The organism is Erwinia rhapontici (assembly GCF_020683125.1).
In the GTDB taxonomy this organism is placed as follows: domain Bacteria; phylum Pseudomonadota; class Gammaproteobacteria; order Enterobacterales; family Enterobacteriaceae; genus Erwinia; species Erwinia rhapontici.
On record NZ_CP085627.1, the window covers coordinates 1,659,709 to 1,677,751 of the forward strand.

The following is an 18,043-nucleotide window of genomic DNA, read 5'->3' on the forward strand; positions in this document are numbered from 1 at the left end:
TTATTTACCGATATGCGCCACGCTGGCGATTTCAATCAGCGCATCGGGTTTCACCAGTCCGCACTGAATGCAGAAGCGGGCGGGCTTTTCGCCGGGAAAATAGTCTGCGTACACCGCGTTCACGGCAGCGTAGTTGCTCCAGTCGGTAATAAAAATGGAGTTAAATGTCACGTCATCCATTGTGCCGCCTGCGGTTTCAATCACGCTCTTAATCGTTTCCAGCACGTGTCGGGTTTGCGCGGCGGCATCTCCCACGTGAACCACATTATTGTCTTTATCGAACGGCAGCGTGCCGGAGACATACACCACGCCATCGGCCAGCGTTCCCGGAACAAAAGGGGCGATCGGTACGCTGGTGCCTGGTGGGGTAATAATCGTTTTTGGCATTGTTTTTTTCTCCGTTTAAAAAGCAGGTGTCAGGCTGTCTGGGCCGCAGTGGCCGGTTCCGTTTGTAATGCCGAGCAGAAACTGCCGACGTCAGACACCCAACCAAAGAAGGTTTCAATATTGAACAGGGCGGCCTGCTGGGCAAACAGTGGACCTGCCTGATAGGTGGCGTCCTCAAGGACGATGCCGAAGTATTCAAGGAAGAAACCGTCACGCAGGGTGGACTCCACGCAAACGTTGGTGGCAATGCCGGTAAACACTAAATGACGGATGCCCCGACTGCGAAGCATGCTGTCGAGTGCAGTATTAAAGAAGCCGCTGTAGCGCGGTTTAGGCAGCACGATATCGCCCGGCTGCGGTGTCAGCTGATCGACCAGCTCATAATCCCAGCCACCCTTTGCCAGCAACGTGCCCTGCAGTTCCGGGTTCTGGCGCATGGTTTTCAGCGCATTCGATTTATGCCAGTTCGGTGAACCGGGTCCGCCAGCTTCGACGTACTGATCGTCCCAGCCGTTCTGGAACCAAATCACCTGGATCCCGGCCTGACGGGCAGCCTTGACCGCCACATTGATCTGATCGATGACCGGGCGAGTGGCCGACACGTCAAACCCGGCGAGATCGAGATAGCCGCCGGTGGTGGCATAAGCATTCTGCATATCCACGACGATCAGCGCCGTTTGCTCCGGTGGGAAGACAATCGCTTCCGGGCGCGCGGGCAGGGTGATAGCGTTTTGGGTGGATGCGGTAGTGCACACAACAGCAGGTTTGTTATTCATTATGCCACCTCCTGTGCAGCATCAATCACATCGATACGGCACTGCATCAGCGGCTGGATACGCTCGCCAAAGTTCTCAATACCTTGCAGGAAGTCATCGAAGGTCAGCAGCACGCCGTGGGTGCCTTCCACCGTGGCAACGTCGTCGAGCATCCGCGCCACGTTGGCATAGGAGCCGACGAGGGTGCCCATATTGATATTCACGGCGGAAGTCGGGTCGGCCATCTGGCGTACGTTGGTGTCGCTGCCGGATCGTTTGTCCTGCTGGCTTTGGGTGGTCAGCCACGACAGCGCCTCTTCATCGGCACCGGCTTTGTAATGTTCCCATTTGGCGCGTGCGGCCTCATCGGTTTCATCAGCGATGATCATAAACAGCACATAGGAGCCGACATCGCGGCCTTGTGCATCGGCTGCGCTTTTCATCCGAGCTGCCGTCGGGGCGAAAGCGGTTGGCGTATTCACACCCTTACCAAAACAGAAGTTGTAGTCGGCGTGTTTGGCTGAAAATTCCATGCCTGCGTCGCTCTGTCCTGCGCAGATGACCTTCATCGGTTTCTGCGGTTGCGGGCTGAGGCGGCAGTCATTCATGGTAAAGAACTCGCCTTTCAGGTCGGACTTACCGTTGCCCCAAAGATCGCGCAGGACGCTGACATATTCAGTCAGATAGTCGTAACGGCGTGAGAAGTATTCATCACCCGGCCACAAGCCCATCTGATCGTATTCGGGTTTCTGCCACCCGGTCACCAGGTTGACGCCAAAGCGGCCATTAGAGATGGAGTCGATGGTTGACGCCATGCGGGCCACAATCGCCGGAGGCAAGGTCAGGGTGGCGGCGGTGGCATAGATTTCAATGCGCGAGGTGACGGCGGCCAGGCCTGCCATCAGGGTAAAGGACTCGAGGTTATGGTCCCAGAATTCGGTTTTGCCACCGAAGCCGCGCAGTTTGATCATAGAGAGCGCAAAATCGAAGTGATAATGCTCTGCCTTCTGCACAATCGCTTTGTTCAGTTCAAAGGTCGGCATGTATTGCGGCGCGTTTTGAGAAATTAGCCAGCCGTTGTTACCGATCGGGATAAAAACACCAATTTTCATGTGACATCCTCTGCTTGAGTGAAAGAGTGAATCCCGGCGCTGCGATGCATCCTGCAGTTTCCTTTGAAGCGGCGCTGTGAATCAAATTGCAAAGGCTGTGCCAGTTTGAAAATTGTTATTTAAAACAGTGAATTGTTTTTCGTTTGTAAAATTTTGGTGGAATGAGTGGTCCATTTCAGACCATTTGGTAAAAAAGGTTGCACAAAAAGCAGGCGAGGATGGTCAATTAGAGTGCATGCCTAAGGGACAGCGCTAATTAGGTATGCGTCAGCTGTTTTGCTATTATCCCCGCAACCCACATGGATCATGGAGTCACGGTGAATTCTACTGATAAGTTACCGGCTAAAGCCCCGACGCGTCGCTCGCGCGCGGTGGCTGCAAAGCGTTCCGCTATTCTCTCTGCGGCGCTGGAGTTTTTCTCACAGTTCGGCATTCATGGCACCAGCCTGGATAAGGTAGCCGAACGTGCAGATGTATCGAAAACCAATCTGCTTTACTACTTCCCCTCTAAAGAAGAACTTTATATTGCTGTGCTGAAGGATCTGCTGGATGTCTGGCTGGCACCGCTGCGCGCGCTGCGCCACGATCAGCATCCTCTGGAGGCAATACGCGATTATATTCGTCTTAAACTGGAGGTTTCACGCGATCACCCTCAGGCTTCACGTCTGTTCTGCATGGAGATGCTGCAAGGCGCACCGTTACTTAAAGCCGAACTGGCGGGGGATTTGCGTCATCTGGTTGAAGATAAGGCGGCCATCATAGAAACCTGGGTTTTGCAGGGAAAACTGGCCGCTGTTCAGCCTGATCATCTGATCTTTATGTTGTGGGCCACGACCCAGCACTATGCTGACTTCGCCACCCAGGTGGAGGCGATAACCGGGCAGACGCTGAATGATGAGCATTTCTTCAACCAGACGGTCGAAAATGTGCAGCGTATGGTGATTGAAGGTATCCGCGTACGCTAAGAGCCGTGATTAACAGGGAGCGATGATGGATTCCGTTTCACAACTGGTATTGGGCGCATCGGTCGCTGTTGCCGTGATGGGGCGTAAAGCCCCGGTATGGCAGGCGGCTGCCGTGGGGGCGGTTTGTGGTACGCTGCCCGATCTGGATGTCTTTATTGATCACGGCGATGCCATCCGCAATATGACTCTGCATCGCACTGAGAGCCATGCGTTGTTCTGGCTGACGCTGGCGTCGCCGCTGCTTGCCGGGTTGTGCAGCCGTCTGTGTCGCCAGCCGCAGGCTTTCGGACGCTGGTGGGCGGCAGTGTGGCTGGCGCTGATTACTCATCCTCTTCTTGACCTGACCACCGTATATGGCACGCAGTTAGCGCTGCCTTTCACCGATCGTCCTTTTGCCATCGGCAGCATGTTTATTATCGATCCGCTATATACTCTGCCCTTGCTGGTCGGGCTGATAGCGGCACTGGTATGGCGACACCGTCACGGGCGGCGCTGGAATACGCTGGGCTTAAGTCTGAGCTGCCTGTATCTCGTCTGGAGCATGGTGGCGCAGGCATGGGTCACTCACGAGGTGAAGCAACAGCTGGTTCAGCAGCATGTGAGCGCAGAGCGACTGCTGGTGACGCCCACGGCATTTAACACAGTACAGTGGCGTGTGGTGGTGATGTCGGCTGATGATTATCAGGAAGGATTTTGGTCGTTATTGAGCCCGGATAAGCCGCTGGCGCTTACCCCTCATGACAACGGCAGGGCACTGTATCAACAGTACAGCAGAAACTGGTATGTACAGCGCGTGGTCTGGTTCAGTCGTGGTTTTTATGCGATGAAGCGGGTGGGGGATCATATTACGATCACTGACCTGCGGATGGGGGAAGAACCCAATTACAACTTTACCTTTGATCTCGGCCCTGAGCCATTACAAGACGGGCCATTTAAACCGGAACGCTTGCCGGTTCAGCGCCCTCCACTGGGGCAGGCGCTGCATAAACTGTGGTCACGATTCTGATGCAGCAGGCAAGGTTGACCTGGCCTGCTTGTTTATCAGGCAGATTTACGCTGACGCAGGAACCATCCCACCGCCAGAATGATAAACCACAGTGGCGTGACCATCAGCGCCTGACGGGTATCCTCTTGCAGCGTTAACAGCACCAGCACAAAGGCAAAGAAGGCCATACACACCCAGCACATAAATTTGCCCAATGGCATTCTATAGCTGGATGTCGCGTGGCGTTCCGGATGCTTCTTGCGGTAGGCCAGATAAGAGCAAAGGATAATCGTCCAGACAAACATAAACAGAATGGCAGATACCGTCGTGACCAGCGTGAACACCGTCATCACATTGGGGATCAGGTAAATCAGCGCGACGCCGCCCAGCAAACACAGGCAGGAGAAGAACAGACCTGTGGTCGGCACCGAACGGCGTGACAGCAACCCAAAGCGGCGATGTGCCACACCCTGCTGAGCCAGACCGTAAAGCATGCGGCTGGTCGAGAAGATGCCGCTGTTAGCCGATGAGGCCGCGGAGGTCAGTACCACAAAGTTCACGATGCTCGCCGCTGCCGGTAAACCAATCAGCATAAACATTTCAACAAACGGGCTACGATCGGCCACCACCTGATCCCACGGCGTCACCGCCATAATCACCATCAGCGACAAAACGTAGAACATAATGATGCGTAAAGGGATGGCGTTAATGGCGCGTGGCAGGACGGTCTTAGGGTCATGCGTTTCTGCCGCCGCAGTACCGACCAGTTCGATACCCACAAAAGCAAACACCGCAATCTGGAAGCCGGCGAAGAAACCACTCAATCCTTTCGGGAACATCCCGCCGTGATCCCAGATGTTGCTCAGGGAAGCGGTACCGCCACCCGGTGACGGATAATGCATCGCGACCAGCACAATGCCGGTGGCAATCAGCGCAACAATGGCGACGATTTTAATAATCGCAAACCAGAACTCCATCTCGCCGAACAGTTTCACCGTCGCAATATTGAGCGACAGGAAAACGACGATGCACAGCAGGGCGCTCATCCAGATAGAGAAGTCCGGGAACCAGAGCTGGAAATAGGAACTGATGGCCACGACATCGGCAATCCCGGTGACCACCCAACAGAACCAGTAGGTCCAGCCGGTGAAATAGCCTGCCCACGGACCCAGCAGGTCGGCGGCGAAGTCGCTGAAGGATTTGTACTCAAGATTAGAGAGCAGCAGCTCGCCCATCGCGCGCATGACAAAGAACAGCATAAAACCGATGATCATATAAACGAAAATGATCGACGGCCCGGCAAGGCTGATCGTTTTTCCAGATCCCATAAACAGACCGGTGCCGATAGCACCGCCGATGGCGATCAGCTGAATATGGCGATTGTGCAGATTGCGCTGGAGCTGGTCCGCTCCTTTTTCAGAGGCAGCAGCCTCTTTTGATTGATCAACCATTAATGGGTTTCCTGTCCTGTGGTAATGATATGAAAGCTCTGATGGCTTTTCGTATGTCTGATGTTGTTGAGGTTAGTGCGATCAAGAGCTTAACGTAAAATCCCGGTCGATAAAGCAAAATTGCAGCTAAACTACGATAACGAAGCGTCATATGCTTAAAAACCCGGCATCACTTCTTTGTGCCAGGGTAAAAGGAGGGGAGTTGAAGCGATTCATCACGTTGGTTGCTGTTCTCCTCGCCGGAGGATGGCTGTGTTCGCTGCTGTTACGTGTTTTACCCCCCGCCTGGGATCCCTTTGCGCCATTTTCGGTCACCGATGCACCGACGCTGGTTACACGTTATAAACTGAAGAGACTGGCTGCCAACCCGGAGGCCTGTTTCGCGGTGCTGCAACAGGCTCGAACACAGGGATATCTGAGCTACACCCGACCAGGCACACAGCAGGGACGTTGTCCGTTGGTTGACCCGGTCAGAATAACGGGCTTTGGCGATGTGACCCTCAGCAGCACCTTCCTCAGCAGCTGCACGCTGGCGGTCAGCAGCACGATGCTGGTCACTCAAACGCTCAAACCCATGGCTACTCGTGAGCTGGGGTCGCCACTAACGCGCATTGATCACCTCGGTAGCTACGCCTGTCGTAATATTTATCACCGTGCAGAAGGTCGCTTAAGTGAGCACGCCACGGCTGACGCCTGGGACCTCAGCGGTTTTCGTTTACAAAACGGCCAACGCATCAGTGTACTGAGTCACTGGAGAGGCGGAGATGATCGCAGCCGATGGTTGCACCTCGTCTTTGCCCGTAGCTGTCATCTGTTTGGTAATGCCTTAGGACCGGAATATAACGCGGCACATGCCAATCATTTTCATCTCGGTATGCGCGGTTTTGGTTTGTGCCGCTGAAAGCGCGTGGAGATGGCTGATACCTGCGGACAATAAATGAGACAACGAGTGATGAGCAATATTGATATAGCGCGATGCAATTAATGATGCATAAAGTCGATGCATTTGTAGAGCATGCACTCATGCTGCTTGTTTCAGGAGGCCGGTATTCGCAGAGACGTATTTTCGCATAACAATACGCAGCAGAACTTAAAACGAAAAGATGATGATGCAAATTGTACATATTGCCGTTAACCCCATGTGATAACTGTGGGATTGTCTGCTGTTGCTACATAGTCATTAACCTATTGCGTGAAAGCCAAATGGTAACAGGAGGGAGGTAATTGATAGTTATATCAATAAGTTTTGACTTTTTGTCGGACGAGTCACATTTTTTTTACTGAAAAAAAGCCCTGAAACACTGTAAAACTATTGTGCGTAAACGCCATGACAAAAGGGGCAAAATTATTGAATCTTTATAGGAAAAATCCTATTCTAACCCCTGTGGTGAGTGGTGCGATAAATCGATGTATCTCGTTGGCGACACTGAGAACAAAATGTTACATAGGTTATTATCGGTCTGGTGTCCATTTTTTGGGCTTATTTTCCTGGTGATTTTTATGCCCAAACAGATCAATACCTGAACGTTGTAAACTGTTTTTTGTTCAGAAATATCACTCTGGACAATTAAAATTTTTACTCGATTTCATTCATTTTTTTACTGCCATATTCACAATGACAATTATAATCAGGGCGGGGATTTTCCCTGTCGGACTGAGGCATTAATGACATCTGAGAACTATTTCAGTTGGCGAAACAGGATGCAATTGGCTTTTGGTACGGGAAGCAACACCGCTCATATTACCAGGATAATTGAGCAACAGGCGGGGGAGCTGGAATTCGATTTTTATGCTCTTTTTATTCGTCATCCCGTTCCTTTTACCCGGCCAAAAACTTTTTTTTACAGTAATTATCCGCAGAAGTGGATTGAGTATTATTTGCATGAAGACTTAGTGCAGCGCGATCCTGTGATGAAGAAGTGCCGTTCACCGGGAGCGATGTGGTTGTGGGGAGGCGATCTGCTCCCCGAGGAGCAGTGCGTTCTGCAAGCTGCCAGAGAACATGGTATTTATCACGGTATTTCTTGTTCCGTGATGGCGAAAAACAGATCCGTAGGTATATTATCGCTGTCGTCTGCCAATCCTTCTAAAATGATAGCGTTAACGACAGAACTTGAACTTAAACTTCAGTATATTTCGGAGCTGTCAATGGCTGCATTGATCGAAATGGATGATATTTCGATGCTGGCAACGAAACTGGAATTAAGTGAAAGAGAACTCGAAATTCTCAAATGGACCGCAGAGGGAAAAACATCGGCAGAAATATCACTGATCCTCTCTATCTCAGAGAATACCGTTAATTTTCACCAAAAAAACATGCAAAAACGATTTAATGCACCAAACAAAACGCAAATTGCCTCTTATGCCGCAGCAATCGGTTTAATCTGAAAGAGGATGCAACTACCAAATTTGGTAGTTTCGAATTGCCACCCGGTTGTCTACCCTGCGCCCAGGGTAACAACCCTGCCCGAACCGTCAGGAGCGGCGCTCACGAGGGAATGCGACAGGGGATCATGAATGAAGATTATCCAGACCAAGCTGAAGGACATGCCGTCATCTTTACTGGCAGAATTAGGAAGTTATCGTTACAGCGTCTTTGCCAGAGGTGAAGGTTGGTCGATTCCGTCTCGTCTCAGTACCCCGGGCCAGGAGTACGATCGCTTCGATCGTTCCGATGTGATCTGGTTGATTGCCTGGACTGCGCAGTTTGGTATCTGTGGTTGTGCGCGTTTAATGGCATGGCAGGATCCGGACAGCAACCGTTCAGCCGCAGGTGCTGAAAATAGTAACAATGAGAGTGATATCGTCTGGGAAATGTCACGTTTCTCTGCCCGGCTTGAAATTGATGCGGAGTTGCCGCTGAACATTTTATGGCATGCGGTGCAGTTGGCGGGACAATCGGGCATTCAGTATCTCTACAGTGCGGCAACGCCGATGCTGGAGCAGATGTTTGAACAGCATCAGGTGAACTATGATCCGCTCACACCAGGGATCATTCAGTCAGAAGACAACCTGTTTGCGGTCAAAATCCCGATTGCTCAGCCGAATCTGGCTGAAAAGTTCCATGGCGCACGTCGCTTCCGGCCTGAAGAAGTGCTGCCTACACTTGGGGTATCTGTTAGCTGGGGGCCACGCGGGCGCTAAGTTTATTATCCATGCCATTTCGACCACAGCGTGATCAGCACCCACGCTGCTACGCCCCAGCATAATACGGCTGCCAGCAGTGCCAGTGGCAGCCGCATCATCGTAATAAAATACCAAAGTGCCAGCAGATAGATAAAGTAGGGCAGAATCGCCCACATGCCAAAGACGATGGTGGTTCGCAGCGCCTCGATGCCCCGCTCACTGGCCACAATATAGTGGGCTATCAGTGCGAAGGTGGGAAACAGCGGAATGAGACCGGCAAGATAGTAATGACGGGTTCTCGATAACAGGCCGATTAACACCACGACCGCAGCACCCAGTATTGCTTTGAAAAGTAAGCCCATTGCTTTGTTCTGTCAGTTAAAACACTACGGTGTGACAAAACCAATAAAAAAGCAACGGGCGTTTAACGCGGCGGGAAGGCGGGTGTATTACTGACGATAAGCGTGTTTGATCTGCTTGACCGTATTGCTGAACACTTCTGCCTGCTGCTGATCTTCCAGCGCGGCGATGTAGCGTTCCATATTGATGATGACTTTCCCGGCATCTGCCTGACCCATACCTTTCAGCATCAGTGTGACAAGTGCTTTCATGCACGTCACTTCGTTAGCTAATGCCTGCACTTCTTCGCTGGTTGAAAAGTCAGTCTCGCTCATGATTTCTCCCGATAGTCTTTGAAAAAACAGTGCTTCCGGTTAGTTTACCAGGCACGTAAAGTGTTCGAAAGTATATCATATAATGGCATGAAGAAAGCAGTGAGTCGGTTAAGATTAATGATAAAACAATCGGTTGTGCGTTAGTGTTATGTCACGTTGTAGAAAGTGCTAAAATTTAGGAAAATATTGACTTTATTTTTAAATGAAAAATAGCATTTTTTATACAACTTATTGTAAATTATAATTTATTTTATTATGGTGCTGGCGGATGAGATTTTTTTCGTCCTAAAAGATTAACGTTTACAAGTTACACCTTTGCATTATTGAAGAATTTACGTGCTATTTAGCCTCTACAGATAAATTAGATTTGGTATAAAGTTCGACATTATTTCTGTTCTAACAGCCGTGAAAAAGTAGTAACATCATCGGCCTGCAAATGTTTTTTTCGCCACCTGCCTTAGCCGCTTAAGGAGCATCGTTTGATAAGCGTTTTTCTTGTTGATGACCACGAGCTGGTTCGCGCAGGTATTCGTCGCATCCTGGAGGATATCAAAGGTATCCAGGTTGTTGGAGAAGCGAACTGCGGTGAAGATGCGGTAAAATGGTGTCGTGCTAACAGTGCTGATGTGGTGCTGATGGACATGAATATGCCAGGTATTGGCGGACTTGAAGCGACGCGCAAGATTATCCGTTACACACCAGACTGCAAAATTATCATGTTAACGATTCATACCGAAAACCCGTTGCCAGCAAAAGTGATGCAGGCGGGGGCTTCTGGTTATCTCAGCAAAGGGGCAGCGCCGCAGGAAGTGATCAGCGCGATTCGCTCTGTCAACTCGGGGCAGCGCTATATTGCCTCCGATATTGCGCAACAGATGGCACTGAGCCAAATCGAACCGCAAAAAGCGGAATCGCCGTTCAACAGTTTGTCGGAACGCGAGTTGCAGATTATGCTGATGATTACTAAGGGCCAGAAAGTGACGGAAATCTCCGAACAACTCAATCTGAGTCCTAAAACTGTTAACAGCTATCGTTACCGCATGTTCAGCAAACTGAATATCAGTGGGGACGTGGAGTTAACGCATCTGGCCATCCGTCATGGCCTGTACAGCGCGGAGCCGTTAATCAGTAGTGAATGATCAGTTTGATGCAAAGTATTTCCTGAAAACCGTCACCAGCCAGCCCGGCGTTTACCGGATGTATGATGCTGCGAGTACGGTTATCTACGTTGGCAAAGCGAAAGATCTCAAAAAACGGCTCTCCAGCTATTTTCGCGGAAACCTCGCCAGTCGTAAGACGGAAGCGCTGGTGGCGCTGATTTGCCAGATAGACGTGACGGTGACCCATACGGAAACCGAAGCGCTGCTGCTGGAACATAACTACATCAAACTTTACCAGCCGCGCTACAACGTGCTGCTGCGTGACGATAAATCCTATCCCTACATCTTTCTGAGCGCGGATGCCCATCCGCGCCTGGCAAGCCATCGCGGTGCCAAGCATGCGAAAGGGGAATACTTCGGTCCTTTCCCTAACGGCTATGCGGTGCGAGAGACGTTATCGCTGTTGCAAAAAATTTTCCCGGTACGCCAGTGTGAAAATAGCGTGTATCGCAACCGTTCACGTCCGTGTCTGCAATACCAGATTGGTCGTTGCCTTGGGCCTTGCGTGAAGGGGCTGGTGACGGAAGAGGAGTATGCGCGCCAGATCGACTATGTGCGCTTGTTCCTTTCGGGTAAAGACGATCAGGTCCTGAATCAGCTAGTTGCACGCATGGAACATGCCAGCCAGGAAATGCGCTTTGAAGAGGCTGCCCGTCTGCGCGATCAGATACAGGCGGTGCGCCGCGTCACGGAAAAACAGTTTGTCTCCAATCAGGGGGACGATCTGGATGTCATCGGTGTTGCGTTCGACTCTGGAATGGCCTGCCTGCACGTATTGTTTATCCGTCAGGGTAAGGTGCTGGGCAGCCGCAGTTATTTCCCGAAAGTGCCCAGTGGCACAGAACTGGCTGAAGTTGTGCAGACATTTGTGGGTCAATTCTATTTGCAGGGTAGCCAGGCACGCACGTTACCCGCTGATATTCTGCTGGATTTCCAGTTACCGGAAAAAGAGCTGCTGGCGGACTCGCTGACAGAGCTTGCAGGAAGACGTATTGCCATCCAGAGCAAACCCCGGGGCGACCGCGCCCGTTACCTGAAGCTTGCCCGCACCAATGCGGCTACCGCGCTGGTGACGCGTCTGGCACAGCATTCCACCGTACACCAACGGCTGGCGGCTCTTGCCGACACCCTTAAGTTACCGGCTATTCGTCGTATGGAATGTTTTGATATCAGCCACACAATGGGTGAGCAGACGGTTGCCTCCTGTGTGGTGTTTGACGCCAACGGGCCACTGCGCAGTGAATATCGTCGCTATAACATCACTGGCATTACTCCCGGTGATGACTATGCGGCCATGAACCAGGTGCTGCGTCGCCGTTATGGCAAGGCCATTGAAGAGAGCAAAATCCCTGACGTGATCCTGATCGATGGCGGTAAAGGCCAGCTTTCACAGGCGAAAGAGGTTTTCGCAGAACTGGATGTGACCTGGGATAAACATCACCCCCTGTTACTGGGAGTGGCAAAAGGTACCGATCGTAAAGCTGGATTGGAAACGCTGTTCCTTGAACCGGAAGGGGAGGGGTTCGCTTTACCGCCAGACTCTCCGGCGTTACATGTTATCCAGCATATTCGTGATGACTCTCACAATCATGCAATAACAGGGCATCGCAATAAACGGGCTAAAGTGAAGAACACCAGTGCGCTGGAAACCATCGAAGGGATCGGTCCAAAACGGCGCCAGATGCTGCTGAAGTACATGGGAGGCCTGCAACCGTTGATCAATGCCTCGATGGAAGAAATCGCCAGTATCCCTGGAATTTCACATGCGCTGGCTGAAAAAATCTTCTATGCGCTGAAACACTAAGCATTGCAACACCCGTAGCAATGTAGGAACATAGGGACAAATTCTACTCTGTCCAAACAGTTAGCGTAATTATGCCATTTAATATTCCGACCTTACTTACCCTGTTTCGCGTTGTATTAATCCCCTTCTTTGTACTGGCATTTTACCTGCCATTTCAATGGGCTCCACTGGCATGCGCGCTGATTTTCATCTTCGCTGCGGTGACGGACTGGTTCGATGGTTATCTGGCACGCCGCTGGAAACAAACGACTCAGTTCGGGGCGTTCCTTGACCCGGTGGCCGATAAAGTGATGGTGGCGATCGCGTTGGTGCTGGTGGCCGAGTATTTCCACTCATGGTGGATCACCTTACCGGCTGCCACCATGATTGCCCGTGAAATCATCATTTCAGCTCTGCGTGAGTGGATGGCGGAAATCGGTAAACGCAGCAGTGTGGCCGTTTCGTGGATTGGTAAAGTCAAAACCACGGCCCAGATGTTGTCACTGTTTGCGCTGTTATGGCGCCCGAACAGTATTGTTGAGGGCGTTGGCGTTGCCGCGTTGTACATTGCCGCTGTGCTAACCTTCTGGTCAATGTTCCAGTATTTGAGCGCTGCACGTGGCGATTTGCTCGAACGGTGATCGAAGCGACTTAAAAAGCAGCAAACGGATGCATTGTGAGGATAATTTGGTTGACTCATTGCGTCAGAACAGTAGAATGCAACGCATCGAAAGGCAGCTCAGGCAGCCAGAAGATAAAGCAAATCAGCAAGTTCTGAAGATTTCATTTAAAACAGAATAAAGCTGATGGCAATGCGGGAATAGCTCAGTTGGTAGAGCACGACCTTGCCAAGGTCGGGGTCGCGAGTTCGAGTCTCGTTTCCCGCTCCAAATTAGTCGCCAGAGATGACTCTCTGATGACAAAAAGATTTAAAGGCGCGTTGGCAGAGTGGCCATGCTACGGATTGCAAATCCGTCTACCTCGGTTCGACTCCGGGACGCGCCTCCAATTAACACCCATGCCCGGGTGGTGAAATCGGTAGACACAAGGGATTTAAAATCCCTCGGCTTATGGCTGTGTGGGTTCAAGTCCCACCCCGGGCACCATATTATCAGTACCGATTAAAACGAATAAAAACAAGCAGTAAGCAATGTCGTAACCGCCTCGAAAGGCGGTTTTTTTACGTCTAAATCTTTTTCATGAAACATCATTTACAGATGCCCTTGTTGGGCTTAGAGCCCCGCATCATGGATATCATGCATCGCCAGGGCACCGACCACACGGTTATCCTCCGACAGCACCGGTGCGGCAGAAATTTTCCGTTCATGGAACGCCGCCAGCGCTTCAGAGGCCAGCTGCGAAGGGGACAGGCTGAAGCCCATGGGGGTCATAGCATCGACTACAGCCGCGGAAATCTGGCCGCCTTTCAGCAGCCAGCGACGTAAATCACCATCGCTGAATACACCGCGCAGCTTATGATCCCGGTCCGTTACCGTCACCAGACCCAGCCCTGTGCGCGTCAGTTCAAACAGAGCATCACTTATCGATGCATCTTCCTGTACCTGGGCGATTTTCCCGCCATTCCGCATAATATCGCCGACCCGACAGAGCAGACGCGCACCGAGACTGCCGGCTGGATGGGTGCGCGCATAGTCATTCTCATCAAAATTACGTGCTCTCATCAGGGCGATGGCCATCGAATCCCCCATCATCAGGGTACAGACAGCAGAAGAGGTAGGGGCCAGGCCAAGCGGGCAGGCTTCACGCGTCACCTGTACGTTAATCACGTGGTCAGCCTCCTGCGCCAGCGGTGAATCGGCATTGCCAGTAAAGGCAATGATCCCCACCGGCAGGGCACGTAACAGTGGCATCATGCGGCGAAACTCGGCAGCGTGACCTGAGTAAGAGATCAGCACTACCACATCGCCTGCGGCAATCATGCCAAGATCACCATGCAGGGCTTCGGCGGGATGCACATAAAATGCCGGGGTCCCGGTGCTGGCCAGCGTAGCCGCGATTTTTTTTCCAATATGGCCTGATTTACCCATGCCACTGACGATCACTTTTCCCCGACAGGCCAGCATCATTGTGCAGGCATCCGCGAAAGCATTATCCAGTCTGTCAGGCAGACTAACGATCTGATCGATCTCCGTTTGCAGCGTCTCTCGGGCTGCTTCGATTAATATTTCACGCATCAGGTTATTTGTCTCCCGCGATAATCACATCAATGCCGCGATCACGCAGTTGTGCCGCCACATTATCAGCAATCCCACTGTCTGTGATCAGCACATCCACCGAGTCGAGACTGCATACCACATTTGGACTTTTGCGGCCAAATTTGGACGAGTCGACCAGCAGGATAATTTTTTGTGCGGCACGGCACATGGCCTGGCTGACGCCGAACACTTCATTAAAAGTTGTGACTCCGGCATTAAGGTCAACGCCGTCCGCTCCAATAAACAACTTGTCGAAGCTGAAATGGCTGAATGCGGCTTCCGCCAGACTACCGTGGAATGAAGCGGACGTGCCGCGATAGGTACCGCCTGGCATCAGTATCACCTGATCGTTATTGAGCTCGACCAGCTCGTTAACGATGGTCAGGCTGTTCGTCATCACAGTGATATTATTAAATTTAGCAAGGTGGGGGACCATCTGCTGCACGGTGCTGCCGGCGTCAAAAATAAGCGAATCACCTTCAGAAACCCACTGGGCTGCACGTGAGGCAATCTGTTTTTTCTTATCCGAGTTAATAAAGGTTTTCCTGTCGATAGGCTGGTCGCCATCGTCCCGGTTCAGCATAACGCCGCCGTAAGTGCGGATCACTGCACCCTGCTGCTGGAGCAGAGAAAGGTCTTTGCGGATGGTGGTACCTGTGGTGTCAAAATAGGCACTCAGTTCTTCAACCGTAGTACGACCTTTGCCCTGGAGGTATTCAAGTATCAGTGCTTGCCGCTGTATTGGTTTCATCCTGGTTTCCCTGTCGTAGGCCAATAGATTCCTTTCGTATTCGCACAAACAAAGCAAACAAGGAAGGGAAATCTTTCAAAATGAAAGATATCACCGTTTGTTTGTTATGGCCAATTCCAACGCCGTGCGCATGGCCTTATTGTGGGGATAAATGTGAGCTGGCACCAGGTTCTGAATATTCAGTCCGTTCAGGGCATCATCTGGGATGGGCTGCGAGTAGACGGTCAGCCCGCGCATGACAAAGTTTCCCGTAATCATGTGGCGGCTGTCAACGCTGATAACCAGTACCGCCCGCGGTTTAAAGCGACCTGAAGAACGGCCAATCCCGATGCGGCCCTCTGATGGGAGCTGCGTCAGGGCATGATTAAAACGTGACATCTGTAACCAGCCCAGGGCAATTTGTCCCAGCCAGGCGAAGCCTGCTACGCAGATAAACATATTCACTGAACTCATCGTGTTCTCCATTAAAAAAAGCGGCAGCGTTGTGCTGCCGGGAGGGTCTTAAAACATCACCTGGCCGCCGGTGATATTGATGGATTGCCCGGTACAATAGGCGGCTTTATCACTGGTATAAAACAGCAGAACGTTGAGCACGTCCTGATAGTCACAGCCCCGCTTTAGCGGGACTTTATCGATGTAATATTGCTCCACGTCGTCCGGTTCAATCCCCAGTTTCTCGGCGTATTGTGGCAGCAGCGACTGGAACATCGGTGACTTAAGCAGATTGCCTAGCATCAGCGAATGAACGGTAATGCCGTACTCCGCCAGATCAAGGGCCAGCGATTGTGTCAGGCCCACGCCGCCGAATTTAGCGGCGCTGTAGCCTGCATTATGTTTACTGCCCACTTTCCCCGATTTAGAGTTTATCTGGATAATCCTGCCGCCTGCACCGTCGCGGATCATCAGTCTGGCGAACTCCCTGGCACACAAGAAATAGCCCACAAGGTTGACCTGTAAAGACAAATCGAAATCGTTGAGCATAAACTGGGTGATAGGGGCCGCCCGCGCCACCCCGGCGCTGTAAACCAGCACATCGGCACGACCAAATGCCTCATCCACGGCGCGAGCAAGCTCTGCCACACTTTCTTCTCCGGTGGCATCGACCTGAAAACCTGTCGCCACATTTTTTCCCTGTGCGCGATTAATTTCAGCCGCGATGGCTTGTGCATTACTGATATTGAGGTCCGCAACGGCAACTTTATAACCGTTTTCAGCAAGACCCTTACACAGGTAAGCACCCAGTGTCTGACCACCACCGATAACTACAGCAACCTGATCCATTGATTTCTCCTGTTAATGACTTAAAACACGAAACTTCTGACCCGGTTTAATGCCGGCTGGCACCTGGCCTGCAACATGCACTGTGCCAGGGAATTCGGCTGTGGTGGCACCATCAAACTTCACCGTGATATGGCCCAGTTCACGCAGATTGATATCGGCGACATCACCGACCGCTGTCACCGACCAGCTCTGTTCGCCGATGCTGAGCACACCACCTGCGACAATCGGAGTGTCGCCACGCTGTTCAGCTCGGTGGATAAAACAGTACTCCGCAACATCACTGGGGGCGCCTTCACCGAAGGTGATCAGGAAGTGGTCTTCAAGCGCTTCCATGGCACAGTCGCCAACGGCAATAAAGGTGGATTCATAGACAGTTTTCATCATCACTCCGTCAGTTACTGATAGATCAAGCCGGACACGGCCCACGCGAGCAGAACAGCCGGTGCACCGGTCAGGAAACGCCCTACCAGCACGGAAGGAACGCCAACACGCACGGTTTCCTGGCGCGCTTCCGCCAGTGAAAGTCCTACCGGGATAAAGTCACAGGCGGCCTGCGAATTGATGGCAAATAACGCGGGCAGAGCCAGATGTGGTGGGATAGTGCCCTGGCCAATCTGTACGCCCACCAGCACGCCGATCACTTGTGCGATCACCGCACCAGGGCCGAGAAATGGTGACAGAAGAGGAAAGGAGCAGATCAGCGCCAGCGTGACGAGTCCAACCGGGCTGTTCGCCAGTGGCGTCAGGCCATGAGCGATAAAATCGCCGAGGCCGGACGCTATAATGATGCCGATCAGCGCTGATACGAACGCCATAAAGGGCAGGATGGTTTTGAGAACCGTATCAATGGTTTCGCGCCCCGCCTGGAAAAAGACGGCGACGACAGACCCCATCCCCATGCCGACTTTCGCCAGCAGGCCATCACTTTGCTCAGTAATTTTCTTGCTGGTGTCATAGTCGGTGTGTTGAGTTCGCATCGGTTTTTCCTGTGGAAGGGAAACCTGTGGCGCGTCGCTGTTTTCCCCGGATGTGCGGATGTCACCAGAGCGTACACCGGACACATAGATATCTTCGGTAATAAACTGCGCCAGAGGACCCGATTTACCGGTGGCATGAATATTGACGGTGGGGATACGTCGCTTTGGATACAGACCACAGCGCAGGGTGCCACCACAGTCAATGACTGCCACGCCGATCTCTTCAGCCGGTGGTTCGCCCTCTTTAAAGGCATCCACCGTTTCCCAGCCAGTCAGTTCGTGCAGGCGGTCAACGATGGCCGGACGAGTGCCAGCGGTGACATAAACGATTTTTTTGCCCGGTGCTGGCACTAAAAATAAGGGACCACCCCAGCCGCTTTCGCCTTTATGAATTTCAATAATCTTAGCCATGATTCTCTC

Annotated in this window: 20 protein-coding genes and 3 tRNA genes; 11 read left to right on the top strand and 12 right to left on the bottom strand. The window is 51.9% G+C overall.

Annotation, left to right across the window (positions count from 1 at the left end; genetic code table 11):
• Genes rutC through rutA form a run of 3 tightly spaced genes read right to left on the bottom strand, consistent with a single transcriptional unit; the run spans window position 1 to window position 2,254 of the window.
• Window positions 1-387: a pyrimidine utilization protein C gene (gene rutC / locus LJN55_RS07850; protein WP_133840972.1), complete on the bottom strand. Its 387-nt coding sequence runs from the start codon at window positions 385-387 to the stop codon at window positions 1-3.
• 29 nt (window positions 388-416) lie between these two features.
• Window positions 417-1,163 (bottom strand): pyrimidine utilization protein B, encoded by a 747-nt coding sequence (rutB, locus tag LJN55_RS07855; protein WP_227535978.1) that lies wholly within the window; start codon window positions 1,161-1,163, stop codon window positions 417-419.
• Window positions 1,163-2,254 carry a pyrimidine utilization protein A gene (gene rutA / locus LJN55_RS07860; protein ID WP_133840970.1) on the bottom strand — a complete coding sequence of 364 codons (1,092 nt, stop codon included), beginning with the start codon at window positions 2,252-2,254 and terminating at the stop codon, window positions 1,163-1,165. The genes rutB and rutA overlap by 1 nt, the downstream gene beginning before the upstream one ends.
• 299 nt (window positions 2,255-2,553) lie before the next feature.
• On the opposite strand from rutA, the gene rutR reads away from it, so the two are divergent.
• Together rutR and LJN55_RS07870 are read left to right on the top strand one after the other, a co-directional pair.
• The gene (rutR, locus tag LJN55_RS07865; protein ID WP_133840969.1) at window positions 2,554-3,219 is read left to right on the top strand and encodes an HTH-type transcriptional regulator RutR; all 666 of its coding nucleotides are present in this window, start codon (window positions 2,554-2,556) and stop codon (window positions 3,217-3,219) included.
• A gap of 25 nt (window positions 3,220-3,244) precedes the next feature.
• Complete coding sequence (locus LJN55_RS07870) at window positions 3,245-4,225, top strand: metal-dependent hydrolase (protein ID WP_227536359.1); 981 nt, start codon at window positions 3,245-3,247, stop codon at window positions 4,223-4,225.
• A 35-nt stretch (window positions 4,226-4,260) separates the two neighbouring features.
• Here the strand turns inward: LJN55_RS07870 and cycA are convergent, their stop codons facing one another.
• The gene (cycA, locus tag LJN55_RS07875) at window positions 4,261-5,655 is read right to left on the bottom strand and encodes a D-serine/D-alanine/glycine transporter (protein WP_133840967.1); all 1,395 of its coding nucleotides are present in this window, start codon (window positions 5,653-5,655) and stop codon (window positions 4,261-4,263) included.
• 202 nt (window positions 5,656-5,857) lie between these two features.
• Here cycA and LJN55_RS07880 point away from each other — a divergent pair, with 202 nt between their 5' ends.
• The 3 genes from LJN55_RS07880 (at window position 5,858) to LJN55_RS07890 (ending at window position 8,799) form a co-directional block, all read left to right on the top strand.
• The gene (locus LJN55_RS07880; protein ID WP_227535979.1) at window positions 5,858-6,556 is read left to right on the top strand and encodes an extensin-like domain-containing protein; all 699 of its coding nucleotides are present in this window, start codon (window positions 5,858-5,860) and stop codon (window positions 6,554-6,556) included.
• A 764-nt stretch (window positions 6,557-7,320) separates the two neighbouring features.
• The gene (sdiA, locus tag LJN55_RS07885) at window positions 7,321-8,043 is read left to right on the top strand and encodes a transcriptional regulator SdiA (protein ID WP_133840965.1); all 723 of its coding nucleotides are present in this window, start codon (window positions 7,321-7,323) and stop codon (window positions 8,041-8,043) included.
• 129 nt (window positions 8,044-8,172) lie between these two features.
• The gene (locus tag LJN55_RS07890; RefSeq protein WP_133840964.1) at window positions 8,173-8,799 is read left to right on the top strand and encodes an autoinducer synthase; all 627 of its coding nucleotides are present in this window, start codon (window positions 8,173-8,175) and stop codon (window positions 8,797-8,799) included.
• A gap of 5 nt (window positions 8,800-8,804) precedes the next feature.
• Here the strand turns inward: LJN55_RS07890 and LJN55_RS07895 are convergent, their stop codons facing one another.
• Window positions 8,805-9,143: a GlpM family protein gene (locus tag LJN55_RS07895; RefSeq protein ID WP_133840963.1), complete on the bottom strand. Its 339-nt coding sequence runs from the start codon at window positions 9,141-9,143 to the stop codon at window positions 8,805-8,807.
• Between the two features lie 87 nt (window positions 9,144-9,230).
• A complete protein-coding gene (locus LJN55_RS07900; protein ID WP_133840962.1) occupies window positions 9,231-9,455 on the bottom strand; it encodes a DUF2594 family protein in 225 nt (74 codons plus the stop codon).
• Window positions 9,456-9,934: 479 nt separating this feature from the next.
• On the opposite strand from LJN55_RS07900, the gene uvrY reads away from it, so the two are divergent.
• The 6 genes from uvrY (at window position 9,935) to LJN55_RS07930 (ending at window position 13,504) form a co-directional block, all read left to right on the top strand.
• On the top strand, window positions 9,935-10,594 hold the full coding sequence (gene uvrY / locus LJN55_RS07905; protein ID WP_159337109.1) for a UvrY/SirA/GacA family response regulator transcription factor: 660 nt from the start codon (window positions 9,935-9,937) through the stop codon (window positions 10,592-10,594).
• Window positions 10,587-12,419 carry an excinuclease ABC subunit UvrC gene (gene uvrC / locus LJN55_RS07910; RefSeq protein ID WP_227535980.1) on the top strand — a complete coding sequence of 611 codons (1,833 nt, stop codon included), beginning with the start codon at window positions 10,587-10,589 and terminating at the stop codon, window positions 12,417-12,419. The genes uvrY and uvrC overlap by 8 nt, the downstream gene beginning before the upstream one ends.
• Window positions 12,420-12,490: 71 nt before the next feature.
• Window positions 12,491-13,039, top strand: a complete 549-nt coding sequence (gene pgsA / locus LJN55_RS07915) for a CDP-diacylglycerol--glycerol-3-phosphate 3-phosphatidyltransferase (RefSeq protein WP_133840959.1) — start codon at window positions 12,491-12,493, stop codon at window positions 13,037-13,039.
• Window positions 13,040-13,212: 173 nt separating this feature from the next.
• Window positions 13,213-13,288 (top strand) — tRNA-Gly (locus LJN55_RS07920).
• Between the two features lie 44 nt (window positions 13,289-13,332).
• A tRNA-Cys gene (locus tag LJN55_RS07925) sits at window positions 13,333-13,406 on the top strand.
• Between the two features lie 12 nt (window positions 13,407-13,418).
• Window positions 13,419-13,504: transfer RNA gene (locus LJN55_RS07930), tRNA-Leu, on the top strand.
• 126 nt (window positions 13,505-13,630) lie between these two features.
• Here the strand turns inward: LJN55_RS07930 and LJN55_RS07935 are convergent.
• From LJN55_RS07935 to srlE, 6 genes are all read right to left on the bottom strand, one after another.
• Window positions 13,631-14,593 carry a KpsF/GutQ family sugar-phosphate isomerase gene (locus tag LJN55_RS07935; RefSeq protein ID WP_227535981.1) on the bottom strand — a complete coding sequence of 321 codons (963 nt, stop codon included), beginning with the start codon at window positions 14,591-14,593 and terminating at the stop codon, window positions 13,631-13,633.
• Window positions 14,594-14,597: 4 nt separating this feature from the next.
• On the bottom strand, window positions 14,598-15,365 hold the full coding sequence (srlR, locus tag LJN55_RS07940; protein WP_167864354.1) for a glucitol operon DNA-binding transcriptional repressor SrlR: 768 nt from the start codon (window positions 15,363-15,365) through the stop codon (window positions 14,598-14,600).
• A gap of 90 nt (window positions 15,366-15,455) precedes the next feature.
• Entirely contained in the window at window positions 15,456-15,818 is a 363-nt protein-coding gene (locus tag LJN55_RS07945) for a transcriptional regulator GutM (protein ID WP_227535982.1), read from the bottom strand.
• 48 nt (window positions 15,819-15,866) lie between these two features.
• Window positions 15,867-16,646 carry a sorbitol-6-phosphate dehydrogenase gene (gene srlD, locus LJN55_RS07950; RefSeq protein WP_062743790.1) on the bottom strand — a complete coding sequence of 260 codons (780 nt, stop codon included), beginning with the start codon at window positions 16,644-16,646 and terminating at the stop codon, window positions 15,867-15,869.
• A gap of 12 nt (window positions 16,647-16,658) precedes the next feature.
• The gene (locus tag LJN55_RS07955; RefSeq protein WP_167864356.1) at window positions 16,659-17,027 is read right to left on the bottom strand and encodes a PTS glucitol/sorbitol transporter subunit IIA; all 369 of its coding nucleotides are present in this window, start codon (window positions 17,025-17,027) and stop codon (window positions 16,659-16,661) included.
• A 14-nt stretch (window positions 17,028-17,041) separates the two neighbouring features.
• A complete protein-coding gene (gene srlE, locus LJN55_RS07960) occupies window positions 17,042-18,034 on the bottom strand; it encodes a PTS glucitol/sorbitol transporter subunit IIB (protein ID WP_227535983.1) in 993 nt (330 codons plus the stop codon).
• Window positions 18,035-18,043 lie beyond the last annotated feature (9 nt).